This is a genomic window from Leifsonia sp. NPDC102414, assembly GCF_044765685.1.
In the GTDB taxonomy this organism is placed as follows: domain Bacteria; phylum Actinomycetota; class Actinomycetes; order Actinomycetales; family Microbacteriaceae; genus Leifsonia.
Map to the genome: position 1 here is coordinate 21,753 of NZ_JBIWKN010000002.1, position 11,891 is coordinate 33,643.

The 11,891-nt window shown below is 67.4% G+C and carries 9 protein-coding genes; 4 read left to right on the plus strand and 5 right to left on the minus strand.

Annotation, left to right across the window (positions count from 1 at the left end; all coding sequences use genetic code 11):
• Positions 1–5: 5 nt before the first annotated feature.
• From ACIRCZ_RS08405 to ACIRCZ_RS08420, 4 genes are read left to right on the plus strand one after another with little or no spacing between them, the layout of a single operon-like run.
• Positions 6–1,040 (plus strand): extracellular solute-binding protein, encoded by a 1,035-nt coding sequence (locus tag ACIRCZ_RS08405; RefSeq protein WP_402851783.1) that lies wholly within the window; start codon positions 6–8, stop codon positions 1,038–1,040.
• Positions 1,037–2,779 (plus strand): ABC transporter permease, encoded by a 1,743-nt coding sequence (locus tag ACIRCZ_RS08410; protein WP_402851786.1) that lies wholly within the window; start codon positions 1,037–1,039, stop codon positions 2,777–2,779. The genes ACIRCZ_RS08405 and ACIRCZ_RS08410 overlap by 4 nt, the downstream gene beginning before the upstream one ends.
• Positions 2,780–2,813: 34 nt before the next feature.
• Positions 2,814–3,875 (plus strand): ABC transporter ATP-binding protein, encoded by a 1,062-nt coding sequence (locus ACIRCZ_RS08415; protein WP_402851789.1) that lies wholly within the window; start codon positions 2,814–2,816, stop codon positions 3,873–3,875.
• Complete coding sequence (locus ACIRCZ_RS08420) at positions 3,872–4,861, plus strand: sugar phosphate isomerase/epimerase family protein (RefSeq protein ID WP_402851792.1); 990 nt, start codon at positions 3,872–3,874, stop codon at positions 4,859–4,861. The genes ACIRCZ_RS08415 and ACIRCZ_RS08420 overlap by 4 nt, the downstream gene beginning before the upstream one ends.
• Here ACIRCZ_RS08420 and ACIRCZ_RS08425 read toward each other — a convergent pair.
• The 5 genes from ACIRCZ_RS08425 to ACIRCZ_RS08445 all read right to left on the minus strand — a co-directional run bounded on the left by ACIRCZ_RS08425 (position 4,807) and on the right by ACIRCZ_RS08445 (position 11,805).
• Positions 4,807–6,330: a glycoside hydrolase family 3 protein gene (locus tag ACIRCZ_RS08425; protein WP_402851795.1), complete on the minus strand. Its 1,524-nt coding sequence runs from the start codon at positions 6,328–6,330 to the stop codon at positions 4,807–4,809. The genes ACIRCZ_RS08420 and ACIRCZ_RS08425 overlap by 55 nt on opposite strands.
• Before the next feature lie 87 nt (positions 6,331–6,417).
• The gene (locus ACIRCZ_RS08430; protein WP_402851798.1) at positions 6,418–9,204 is read right to left on the minus strand and encodes an FAD-binding and (Fe-S)-binding domain-containing protein; all 2,787 of its coding nucleotides are present in this window, start codon (positions 9,202–9,204) and stop codon (positions 6,418–6,420) included.
• On the minus strand, positions 9,201–9,890 hold the full coding sequence (locus ACIRCZ_RS08435) for a PIG-L deacetylase family protein (RefSeq protein ID WP_055899104.1): 690 nt from the start codon (positions 9,888–9,890) through the stop codon (positions 9,201–9,203). Before ACIRCZ_RS08435 ends, ACIRCZ_RS08430 begins: the two co-directional genes overlap by 4 nt.
• A gap of 62 nt (positions 9,891–9,952) precedes the next feature.
• Positions 9,953–10,837 carry a carbohydrate ABC transporter permease gene (locus tag ACIRCZ_RS08440; protein WP_055898708.1) on the minus strand — a complete coding sequence of 295 codons (885 nt, stop codon included), beginning with the start codon at positions 10,835–10,837 and terminating at the stop codon, positions 9,953–9,955.
• The gene (locus ACIRCZ_RS08445; protein WP_082581583.1) at positions 10,837–11,805 is read right to left on the minus strand and encodes a carbohydrate ABC transporter permease; all 969 of its coding nucleotides are present in this window, start codon (positions 11,803–11,805) and stop codon (positions 10,837–10,839) included. Before ACIRCZ_RS08445 ends, ACIRCZ_RS08440 begins: the two co-directional genes overlap by 1 nt.
• Positions 11,806–11,891: the final 86 nt, after the last annotated feature.

Sequence of the window (11,891 nt, forward strand, 5' to 3'; positions counted from 1 at the left end):
AACCCATGAAGTTCAGACGACTGCTTCCCGTCATCGCGGTCGCAGCCATCAGCGCCGTGGCGTTGAGTGCCTGCGCGTCCGGCTCGGAGGGGGCGTCGACGTCGACGTCCTCCGCCGGGTCGAATGCAGGATCAGCGGCTTCCGGCAATCTCGTGATCTACACCGGCAGCGGCACGGAGGTGACAGAGCCGCTCCTCAAGGCATTCGCCAAGCAGTACCCGGACATCAAGGTGCAGATCGTGAACGCCGGTTCCGGCGAACTGCTCGCGCGCGTCACCGCCGAGAAGGGCAACCCCGGCGGCGACGTCTTCCTCGGCGCCTCCCCATCGTCGTTCACGTCCGCGCCGGAGCTCTTCCAGGCGTACACGTCCCCCGGAGACGCCGACCAGGTCCAGAAGGACCCCGATCACCTCTGGCACGGCTGGGACATCATGCCCCAGGCGATCCTCGTCAACACGCAGTTGCTCCCGAACAAGTCGTCGTGGCCGACCAAGCTCTCCGACCTGACCAAGTCCACCTGGTCCGGCGGCAAGATCGCGTTCGCCGACCCGACGAAGTCGGGGACCGGTCAGTCAATCGTGCGCGGGATGGTGGCGGCCAAGGGCTGGGACTACATTTCCAAGCTTGCTCCGAACCTCACTGTGCTGCCTGGCTCAGACGCGATGTTCGATGCGGTCAAAGGCGGCGCACAGCCGGTCGGGTTCATCAACGAGGATCTCGGGACCAAATGGCAAGAGGCCGGGGTCCCTGTCAAGATGATCTTCCCGTCCGATGGCGTGACCAACGCGCTCGACGCGTTCGGCATCATCAAGGGCTCGAAGAACCTCGGCAATGCCAAGCACTTCGTCGACTTCCTCACATCGAAAGAGGGCGGTGAGGTGACGGTGAAGGAGATTCTCCGCCGCTCGACACTCACCGGTGCATCCACTCCTGCCGGCCTCGCCAAGCTCTCCACGCTCAAACTCATCGACACGAGCAAGGTCAACAGCGAGGACGTCTCGACGAAGTTCACCGACACAGTGGCCGAGGCACGCAAGTGACCATCCAGGCCGAACGGGCGGCCCGGCAGGAGCAGCAGGCCGCTGCCCCTGCCGGGCCGCCGCCCGCCAGGGCTGGACGCACGATCCGCGCTGCGCTCCAGCGGAGCCCGTGGCTGATCTTCGCCGCCGTCACGATGGTGATCGGCGCGGTGTTCATCATCCTGCCCCAGATCAACACGATCGCGACGGCGTTCCGAACGTCGACGGGCTGGGGCCTCGACGCGTTCGTCACGTTCTTCTCGTCGTCCCAGTACACGGCGGCCATCGGCAACAGCCTTCTCGTCGTGTTCTCGACGGCGGGCATCGCAACGGTCCTCGCCGTCCCACTCGCATACCTGTTCGCCCGCTATGACTTCACCGGCAAGAATGTCGCCCTGACCTTCATCACCCTCGCGACCGCGTCACCGCCGTTCCTCGGTGCGTACGCGTGGCTGATCCTCCTCGGGCGCTTCGGCGTCGTGCACAACATCGTCCAGGACCTCTTCCACGTCGACCTCGATCTGCACATAATCGGACCAGCAGGGGTCATCTGGGTGGTCACCTGGCTGGTGTTCCCTCTGGTCTTCCTGCTGAGCTTCGAGGGCTTCACGAACCAGGACCCGAGCCTCGCCGATGCGGCAGCGTCCGCAGGCGCCCACCGCATCCGCACGCTCTTCCGCGTCGAGATCCCTCTCGCAATCCCGGGGATCGTCACGGGGATCTTCATGGCGATGCTGGCAGCGTTCTCCGACTTCGGCACCCCCGCTGTGATCGGCGGCGAGTTCCCCGTGATGCCGACCCTCGTCTACGGGCAGTACGTGAGCGAGGTCGGCGGCAATCTGTCGCTCGCTTCCACGGCCGGTCTCGTGATGATCCTGATGTCGTCGGTGGCCCTCACCGTGCAGCGGATCATCCTTGCCAAACGCACCTTCGCCACTTTGGGAGCGAAACGGTCCAGAACCGCACGAGCGGGCCGGGCGGGCACAATCGGCATCATGGTCTACACCGCCGTCATCCTCATCGCCGCTTTCGCGCCGCACGTGACCCTGGTCGTCGTCTCGTTCCTCAAATGGAACTACGGCATCCTCTCCAGCACATTCACGCTCGAGAACTACACCAGCCTCTTCACCGAGCATCTCGCGCCGATCGGCGTGAGCTTCATGGTGGGCGGGATCGCCACCGTGCTGTGCGCAGTGTTCGGCGTCGGGATCTCGTACCTCGTCGTCCGCAAGAAGATGAAGTTCGTCTCGCCGTTCCTCAATGTGACGACGACGCTGCCGTACATCATCCCAGGCACCGTCCTCGCTCTCGGCTATGTCGTCGTCTTCAACAACCCGCCGCTGATTCTCACCGGCACCTGGCTGATCCTGGTCATCGTGTCCTTCGTACGGAAGCTGCCCTTCGCGATCAAGAGCGCGGAGGCGTCGCTCTATCAGGTGCATCCAGCTGTCGAGGAGGCTGCGCTCATGGCTGGGGCCGGCCCTGGGCGCGCATTCCTCACCACGACCCTCCGGCTCATGATGGGTGGCGTGCTGACGGGGGCATCCCTCGCGTTCCTCCAGATGATGACGGAGTTGAGCTCCAGCCTGATCCTCTACCGGCCGCCGTGGGAGACCATGACGGTGGCGATCTACCGCAATGCCCTCTCCAGCGGTGCAGACTTCGGTCTCTCCGCCGCGATGGGCGTGGTGCTCCTCCTCAGCGTGAACGTCATCCTGCTCACGGTGAACCTCGTCACCAGAAAGAACATCCGGCTGTGACAACCCAGAAACTCTCAATGAAGGGGCATCGAGCATGACCGCCGAAATCCGTATCAAGAACCTCGTGAAGTCGTTCGGCTCCGTGCAGGTGCTCAACGGCGTCGACCTGACCGTCGAGGACGGCGAGTTCTTCACCCTGCTCGGTCCGTCCGGCTGCGGCAAGACCACGATGCTGCGCTGCGTCTCCGGCTTCGAACGCGCCACGAGCGGTCAGATCCTCATCGGGAACGAGGACGTCTCGACGGTCGACGTGTGGCGGCGCAACATCGGCTTCGTGTTCCAGAACTACGCGCTGTGGCCGCATCTGACCGTCGCCGACAATGTGGCGTTCGGGCTGAAGACGCGCAAGGTGCCGAAGCCCGAGCGCGAGCACAGGGTGATGGAGGCGCTCGAGATGATCGACATGGCGCACGTCGCCAAGCGCTATCCGAGCGAGCTGAGCGGCGGTCAGCAGCAGCGTGTCGCTATCGCGCGCGCTCTTGTCTTCCGCCCCCGGGTCCTGCTCTTCGATGAACCGCTGAGCAACCTGGACGCGCAGCTGAGGGTGAAGATGCGGCGCGAGATCAAGGAGATCCAGCGCAGCCTCAATATCACCTCCATCTATGTCACACACGACCAGGAGGAGGCCCTCGAGCTCTCGGATCGCATAGCGGTGATGTCGGCGGGCGACGTGCTCCAGGTTGACACGCCTGCCGGCGTCTACCGCACTCCGGCCGACGAGACGGTTGCACGCTTCGTCGGACGGAACAACCGGCTCACCGGCACCGTGGTCGATCGCGTGTTCACCAGCGACGCGGGCGGCCTCACCCTCCCGGCGCCCGAGCGCGGCGATGGCCCCGCCGTCCTCTGCTTCCGGCCGGAGGACGTTCATCTCTCCGGCAGCGCCGGCGAACGAACCCACCACGCTGTCATCGTCGCCTCTGGCTTCCGCGGCAGCTACTCCTTGGCCGAACTGGAGCTGCCAGGTGGGGAGACGTTCGCCGCCGACCTGCCGCCGCTGACCGGGCCGGGAGAGCGGACGGAATTCACCGTCTCCCGGTACCACCTCTTCGACGCTTCCCCGAGCGTCGAAGAGGAGGAGGCGGTCGCAGCATGACCGGCTCACCGCAGACACCTGCAGGCGGAATGCCCATCGTCGGCCTCGGAATCAGCACGAACGCCGACATGATCGATGGAGACGACGAGCTGCTTGCCCAGCACCTCGGTCAGATCGCAGACGCGGGATGCACCCACGCCGAGCTGATCCTTCAGGGTCTCGACGTGGTGGTGGGCGGCGCGCTGCAGCCCGCGCGCGTGCGCAGAGTCGCATCCGTGCTCGCGTCAGCAGGGCTCCGCTACAGCATCCATCTGCCGTACGACCTCAACCTGATGGATCAGGAGTGGGGCGATGACTATCGCGCGGTCTTCGACGCCGGCTTGGAGTTCGCCGGCGACATCGGCGCAGAGGTGGTCGTTTACCACTCGTCGTTTCTGGCTCCCGGCTCGGGAGCGGTCGCCGCAGAGCATCCGCGCGGCCGCGATCTGCTCAAGCGCGACATCGACCAGCTGCGCGCGCTCGGCGACGCAGCGGAGCGCAACGGCGTCGTCATCGGCGTCGAGAACAACGCGTGGACAGATCCGGCAGCGCTGACGTACGGTCTCCGTCCCTCCGACATCGCTCGGCATGTCGAGGCGGTCGCCCACCCGAACGTTGGAATCACGCTCGACCTCGGGCATCTGCACCTCACGTCGGCCGCGTACGGTTGGGGGTTCATCGAGGAGATCGCCGCCGTGCGCCCGCTGCTCGCGCACGTGCACGCGCACGACAACTTCGCCAGGCTCTCGCAGAATGGGCAGTACAACAAGGACCTCCCCCTCGGCCGCGGGGATCTGCACCTTCCGATGGGCTGGGGCTCGATCGACTGGGAGACCACCATCGACGCGCTGGCGGGCTACTCCGGAATCTGGATGATGGAGATCGAGTACCGGCTGTCCGGTCTCTTCCCGGAGATCGTGACAGAGGCCACGCGTCGTCTCGGCATCTCGCCTCAGCCGCAGAGGACCCGCGCTACTGCGGCCGCGTTGATGCGCGCTGAGCCGTAGGCGTAGACCGCGTTCAGGCCGGCTGCTGCGTCTCCGGGCGGCGGCCAGCCGGCGACGATCACCACCGCGTCCGGGCGCCGCGCGATCACGGCGTCCAGCACCGCGGCTTCGAGCGCGTTGCTCTGCACCTGATTGACGATGAGGACGGGCGCCGTCGCCGCGCCGAGGACATCGGCGGCGCGGCGCGCAGCGTCCGCGGCGGAGCCGGCGTCGGTCAGCCAGACCCGCTCGACCTCGCGGTGCGCGCTCAGCGCTCTGGTGAAGTGGTCGGCCTGCGCGCCGACGGCGATGTTGCGCTTGGTGCGCGCATCCACCACCGTCAGCCGGCCAGGCCCGAGCCTGGGCGCGCCTGCGACGTCGAGCGCTGCGGACACGATCGCGTCGAGCTGCGGAACGGCGGGCAGGGCGTCCCGGTGCTGCTGCATCCGCACCCAGGCGGCCAGCTCCGCGATCCTGCGCGCGGCGTCCTCGACCCTGGCAACCGGGAGCTCGCCGGAGCGCAGTGCGGCGACCAGCGCATCCCTGACCTCGCGGTACTCCATCTCGTCCGTCGGCCCGTCCGGATGCGCGGGGTTCGATGCCGGGTTGCCGACGCAGAGCAGATCCACGCCCGCCAGCAGCGCGAGCACCGCTCCCCTGCCCATCCCGACCGTGTGCCTGATCGCCGCCATGTCGAGGGCGTCCGAGACGATCACGCCGTCGAAGCCGAGGGAGCGGAGCAGTCCGAGAGCGCGCGGGTTGAGCGTCGCAGGTTCGTCGCCGAGCTGCGGCACCCGCAGGTGCGCCGTCATCACGGCTTTCGTGCCCGCCGCCACCGCCTCGGCGAACGGGCGGAGGTGCACGTCGTGGAACTGCGCATCCGACGCGTTGCTCACGGCGAGCGCCAGGTGTGAGTCGGTGGAGGTGTCGCCATGGCCGGGGTAGTGCTTGACGCAGGCCGCGACGCCCGCCGACTGGAGTCCCCGCACCGCTGCGATGGTGTGCCGGGAGACGAGGTCGGGGTCGGCGCCGAACGACCGGACGCCGATGACGGGGTTGCGCGGGTCCACGTTGACATCGACCGTCGGGGCGAGATCCACGTCGATGCCCGCCGCGGCGACCAGGTCGCCTGTCCAGGCTGAGACCCGCTCGGTCAGCGCGATGTCGTCGACCCTGCCGAGGACCGCGTTCCCCGGCGTCGACGAGCCGTCGCGGGATTCGAGGCGCGTGACGATGCCGCCCTCCTCGTCCACGCCGATCAGCCCGGCAGGGTTGAGCTGGTGGATGCGCGCGGAGAGCGCCCTGGTCTCCTCCGGACCTCCGATGTTCTGCTCGAAGTAGACCAGCCCTGCGAGGCCGTCCCGCAGGGCGTCCTCCGCCCAGGCCGGCAGTGTCCTCCCGCGGAATCCCGGCCAGATCACACTGTTGGCGAGACGCCGCAGCGCGCTGTCGTCGCCGATGTCCGGATGCTGCGTTGCTGGCTCCTGCATGTCGATGTTCCGTTCTGCGTCGAGGAATGAAGAGGGAAGGGTTTCCCGCCCCGTGCGATCGCGCCGTACGCACGGGGCGGAAACTGTTCAGTCCTGCTGCCTGGTCGCGCGCTCCAGGTGCACCAGGATGTGCTCGTAGTCCTCCCCGACCGCCCTGGTCATCCCGAGCTCGCAGGTGCGGTTGGTGGACGCGTATGCGTCGAAGCTGCCGGAGGCAACCTCTGCTGCTTCGGCGGCGGTGGCACTGGCCGTCAGCTCGGGATGCAGCAACCCCCTGTCGCCCGCGAAGCCGCAGCATCCCCAGGCGACCGGTGTCACGACCTCGGCCGCGATAGAGGAGGCGAGCGACGTCAGGACCGGGTCGATACCCAGTTGCGCTGACGAGCAGGTGGGGTGCAGGACCATCGAGCCGATCGGCTCGGTGACCGTCAGGGCCGGCAGCAGGTGTTCGCCGGCGAAGGCGATGCTGTCGACGACGCGGAAGCCGGCCGATTCCGCCATCAGGGCGAGGCCCTCCGTACAGCTGCTCGCGTCGCACACCACGGGCAGGCGCCCGCCGTCCGTCGCCTCGGTCAGTACCTCGCGCACCCGGTCGGACATCCGTTCGTAGCCCGCCGTGTACCCCTTCGACTTCCACGGGGTTCCGCAGCAGAGCGAGCCGATGCCGTCCGGCACCGACACCTCGACGCCCGCGCGCTCGCACAGAGCGATGAACGCCTCTGACGCCGACAGAGCACCACCAGGCGCTCCGAACATTGTGCCCACGCAGGCGGGGAAGAACACGGCGACAGGCTCGGCGGCCGCGCGCGCACGGCGAGCGCGACCTCCGCCTGGAAGCTCAGCGGAGTAGAGAGGAACCTGGTCGGCGCCCAGCAGGGAGCGGCCGACCACCGTCGCGGCTTTCACCGCGGGAGCTGGCAGAGCCTTCGCGATGGTGAGCGCCGCGCCCGCCGCGGCCGTGACAGCGCCCCACTGACGGGACGCTCCACCCCAGACCGCAGCGGCCGGACCCGCGGCCGTCTCCGCACGAAGCCGCCGCACCAGGTCGCCGGTGTTGATGCCGACGGGGCACGCCGACTGGCACATCCCGTCGACGGCGCAGGTCTCGACGCCCTGGTACTCGTAGTCGGACCGCAGTTCCTCCAGCAGCTCGCTGTCGCCTCTGCGCTCGGCGTCCGCCATCTCCCGGCGCAGCACGATCCGCTGCCGAGGAGTGAGCGTGAGGTCGCGCGACGGGCAGGCCGGCTCGCAGTATCCGCACTCCACACAGCGATCGACCTCCGACTCGACGGTCGAGGTGATCTTGAGGTCGCGCAGATAGGAGTCGGGGTCGTCGGAGAGCAGGACGCCGGGGTTGAGCGTCCCCGTCGGGTCGAAGAGGCGCTTGATCTCCCACATCACCGCGTACAGCTCGTCGCCGTATTGCCGGGAGACGAAGGGCGCCATCACCCGGCCCGTGCCGTGCTCCGCCTTGAGCGAGCCGCCGAACTCCAGCACCAGGTCGACCATCGCCTCGGTGAACGCGCGATAGCGAGCGAGCAGCTCCGGCTGGTCGAAGCGCTCGGTGAGCATGAAGTGGACGTTGCCGTCCTTGGCGTGGCCGAAGATCACCGAGTTCTCATAGCCGAACCGGTCGAACAGCGCGATCAGGCCGTCGCAGAACGCCCCGAGATTCTCGACGGGCACGGCCACGTCCTCGAGCAGCGCGGTCGTCCCGGACGGCCGCGCTCCTGCGACCGCGGTGTACAGGCCCTTGCGGAGGTGCCACAGGGATGCGCGCCGTGCCGGCTCAGGGGACAGGACGACCGCATCCACCACGGGCAGCGCATCCAGTACGGCTGCGGTGCGGCGCCGTTCGGCGGCCAGCGTCGCGGCGTCCCCCGCCTGGAGCTCGATGAGCAGGGCAGCGTGCCGATCGACCGCGAGCGCCGCGATGTCGTCCGGGCAGTCGGGGAGCTGCTGCGCCACCCGCAGCGAGGTCGCATCCATCAGCTCAACGGTGGCGAACCCGGCGTCGGCAAGAACACTCGTGGCTGCCGCAGCGTCCGCCAATGTGCGGAAGACGGCGAGCCCCGTGGCGACGGAGCCGAGCACGGGAACGGTGCGGAACGTGGCGGACGAGATGAAGCCGAGGGTGCCCTCGCTGCCGATCATCAGGTGCGCGAGGATGTCGACAGGTCGCTCGAAGTCGAGCAGGGCGTTCACACCGTAGCCCATGGTGTTCTTCCTGCTGAACAGCCGCTCGACGGTTGCGACGGACGCGGGATCGGCGAGCACGCGTTCGCGCAGCCTGGTGAGACCGGAGTGCAGCTCAGGCTCGGCGCTCGCCAGGGCGGCGTCGGCGTCCGGCAGGGCGGTGTCGACCACCGTCCCGCTCGGCAGCACCACGACCAGCGACTCCACCGTGCGATACGAGTTCTGCGTGATCCCGCACACCATGCCGCTGGAGTTGTTGGCGAGGACGCCGCCGATGGTGCACGCCACCTCGCTCGCCGGGTCGGGGCCGAGCTTGCGTCCGTGTCTGGCGAGCGAGGCGTTGACCTGCCTGACCGTGGCTCCGGGGCCGACGCGCACGCGCATCCCGTCGTCGAGCACGCGGATGGCGCGGAAGTGCCTGCGTGTGTCAGCAAGCACCCCCGCGGTCGAACCCTGCCCGCTGAGGCTGGTGCCGCCGGAGCGGAAGGTGAGGGACGTGCCGGCCGCGCGCACTCTGCGCATCAGGTCGGCCACCTCGCCCACCGTCTCCGGCGACTCCACCGACGACGGGATCAGGAGGTAGTGCGACGCGTCGTGCGCGATCGCGTGCCTCCTGGTTGCGCCGCCCGTCGCGCCCGTCGCGCCGGTCGTGCGCTCGGCAGGGGCTGCGATGCTCACGGCCCGGCGAGCTCGAACTTCGAGCTGCCGCCGACGGTGAAGCCGCAGGCGCGCTCCGTGCCGACGAGGCATCCCTTCGCCGACATCATCGCGGTGTAGTAGTCGATGTAGCGGAAACCGTACGTCTCTCCGCGGGCGAACGCCTGGTTCTGGATGGCGGCACGCCAGATGTCGAACGCCTCCTGCGGGATCGGCACGTACAGGTCCGGCTGGAAGCCTTCCGCGTCCTCCCAGTTGTCCGCGTGCAGCACCTGCTTCACGCCGTGGCGGCCGAGCGGGCTGTCCAGCGGGAGCGAGGCGAGGAATCTGGCACGCTCGGCGAGGATCGCCGCGCGCTCGTGATCCCTGTGGATGCTCGTGGTCCAGTGGGTGATGATGATCTCCGGCTTCTCCGCCCGGATGATGTCCGCCAGCTGGTTCGCGGCCTCGTCGTCGTCCGGCAGGAACCCGTCCGAATAGTCGAGCACCCGGAACTCCGCACCGATGTCCGCGGCGAACTGCTCACCCTCGCGCACCTTCTGGACGCGGTACTCGTCCGGGCTGAGGGTGGGGTGTCCGCGCTCGCCGTACGTGCACGCGACGATGATCGCGCGGTCGCCGTCGAGCACCATCTTGGCGAGGGTCGGCCCCGCCGTGAGGTCCATGTCTCCGATGTGCCCGCCGATGGCGAGGACTGTCCTGCTCACGTAGTGCTCCGTTTCTGGTTGGTCGTGCGATTCGAGGTGCACATCCCGCTACTTCATGCCGCTTACTTCATGCCGCTGAGCATCACGCCGCGCACGTAGTACTTCTGGAAGAACAGGAAGATGATCAGCACCGGGATGGTGCTGATGACGATTCCGGCCATGACGATGGGCATGGTGCGGTTGGGGTCGATGAAGCTCTGCAGCAGCTGGATGCCGACGGGGAGGGTCATCAGGTCGGAGTTGGTCGACGCGATCAGCGAGGTCCAGATGTAGTCGTTCCACTGGCCGACGAACGTGATCAGCCCGAGGGTGATGGCGACCGGCTTGGCCTGCGGAAGCACGATGTTGTAGAACAGCCGCCACTCGCCGGCACCGTCGATGCGCGCCGCCTCCAGCATCTCGTTCGGCACGCTCACCATGAACTGCCGCATCAGGAAGATTCCGAAGCCGCTCACCAGGAACGGGAGCATCAGCGAGACGATGTTGGTCGTCATGCCGCCATCTCCGCCCTGGCCCAGGATGTTGTTGCCGCCGACGAGCGGCCAGTTCACCATGATGAGGAAGTCGGGGATCAGCAGCAGGAACGGCGGGAGCATCATCGTCGCCAGGATGAAGCGGAAGATCACATCCCTGCCGCGGAAGCGCAGCTTGGCGAGCGCGTATCCCGCCATCGCCGAGGTGATCAGGACGGACACGGTCACCACCACGGTGACGATCACGCTGTTCATGAACAGACGCCCGAGCTGCAGCTGATCGAACGCGGCGCTGTAGTTGCTCCACGTGAAGTCCTCCGGCAGGAAGTGGTACGGGAGGACGCCGTACTCGCCAGGTCCCTTGAAGGAGCTGAACAGCATGTCCAGGAACGGCAGCGCCATCACGACGCCGCCGATCGCGACGAGGGCGTAGGAGAACCAAGGGGTGCGGACTCGTTTGTTGCGCGCGGCCATCAGTCGTCGTCTCCCGAACGTCGGCTGACCCAGAGCTGGATCAGCGTGATGATGAAAATGATCACGAACAGCACCATGGCCATCGCGCTCGCTGTCCCCCACGCACCGAATTTGAAGGCCTGCTGGTACATCTCGAACGCGGCGACGTTCGTGGAGTTGACCGGCCCGCCGTCCTTCGTCATCACGATGATGAGGGCGAACGATTGCAGTCCGGCGATCACTTGAGTGATGAAGACGAAGACCAGGGACGGCCGGAGCAGGGGGAGGGTGATGCCCCAGAACGTCTGCCAGCTGTTGGCGCCGTCGATCTCCGCGGCCTCGTACACCGTGCGGTCGATCGACTTGATGCCGGCGGTCAGGATGAGCACCGCCGCCCCGATGGAGGCCCACGCCTGCACGACGGCGACGGACGGCAGCGCGATCTTCGGGTCGGAGAGGAAGCCGATCGAGTTGATGTGCAGCGCGTTGAGCAGGCCGTTGATGAGGCCGGACGGCTGGTACATCATCTTCCAGACGTTACCGATGGCGACGACGGTCGCGACGACGGGCAGGAAGTAGAGGAAGCGCCAGAAGCCCTGGAACTTGAGCCGCTCGATGCACTGCGCGACCAGGAGAGAGCCGGCGACGGCGAGGACGACGGACATCGCAGCGAAGACGAGCGTGTTCACCAGGATCGGCGACAGGAACGTGCTGTTGAAGTTGAGGATGTCCGAGTAGTTCTCCACCCCGATGAACTTGATCTGGGTGAGGTCGTACCCTCCCCACTGCGAGAGCGAGAGGAAGATCGCGAAGAACGACGGCAGGATCAGGAAGATCAGGAAGAAGAGGAGGGACGGCGCCAGGAACAGGTAGCCGGCGCGGCCCTCCCTCCTGAACCGCCTGGATCGCGTCTTGGACGGCGCTGACAGCTCCGTCTGGCCGAGTTGGCTCGTCGCTTCGCGCGTCGCGCTCGCGTACATTCCAGTCATATGTCGTCTCCGCCTGTCGGGGCTGGTACGCCCGGTGGGCTGTTCGGGGGTAGAGGCTGGACAGGGCTGCGGGGGCAGCCCTGTCC

Coding starts and splice junctions, on each gene's coding strand:
- ACIRCZ_RS08405 (WP_402851783.1), top strand. CDS start 6: ATGAAGTTCAGACGACTGCTTCCCGTCATCGCGGTCGCAGCCATCAGC.
- ACIRCZ_RS08415 (WP_402851789.1), top strand. CDS start 2,814: ATGACCGCCGAAATCCGTATCAAGAACCTCGTGAAGTCGTTCGGCTCC.
- ACIRCZ_RS08420 (WP_402851792.1), top strand. CDS start 3,872: ATGACCGGCTCACCGCAGACACCTGCAGGCGGAATGCCCATCGTCGGC.
- ACIRCZ_RS08425 (WP_402851795.1), bottom strand. CDS start 6,330: ATGCAGGAGCCAGCAACGCAGCATCCGGACATCGGCGACGACAGCGCG.
- ACIRCZ_RS08440 (WP_055898708.1), bottom strand. CDS start 10,837: ATGGCCGCGCGCAACAAACGAGTCCGCACCCCTTGGTTCTCCTACGCC.
- ACIRCZ_RS08445 (WP_082581583.1), bottom strand. CDS start 11,805: ATGACTGGAATGTACGCGAGCGCGACGCGCGAAGCGACGAGCCAACTC.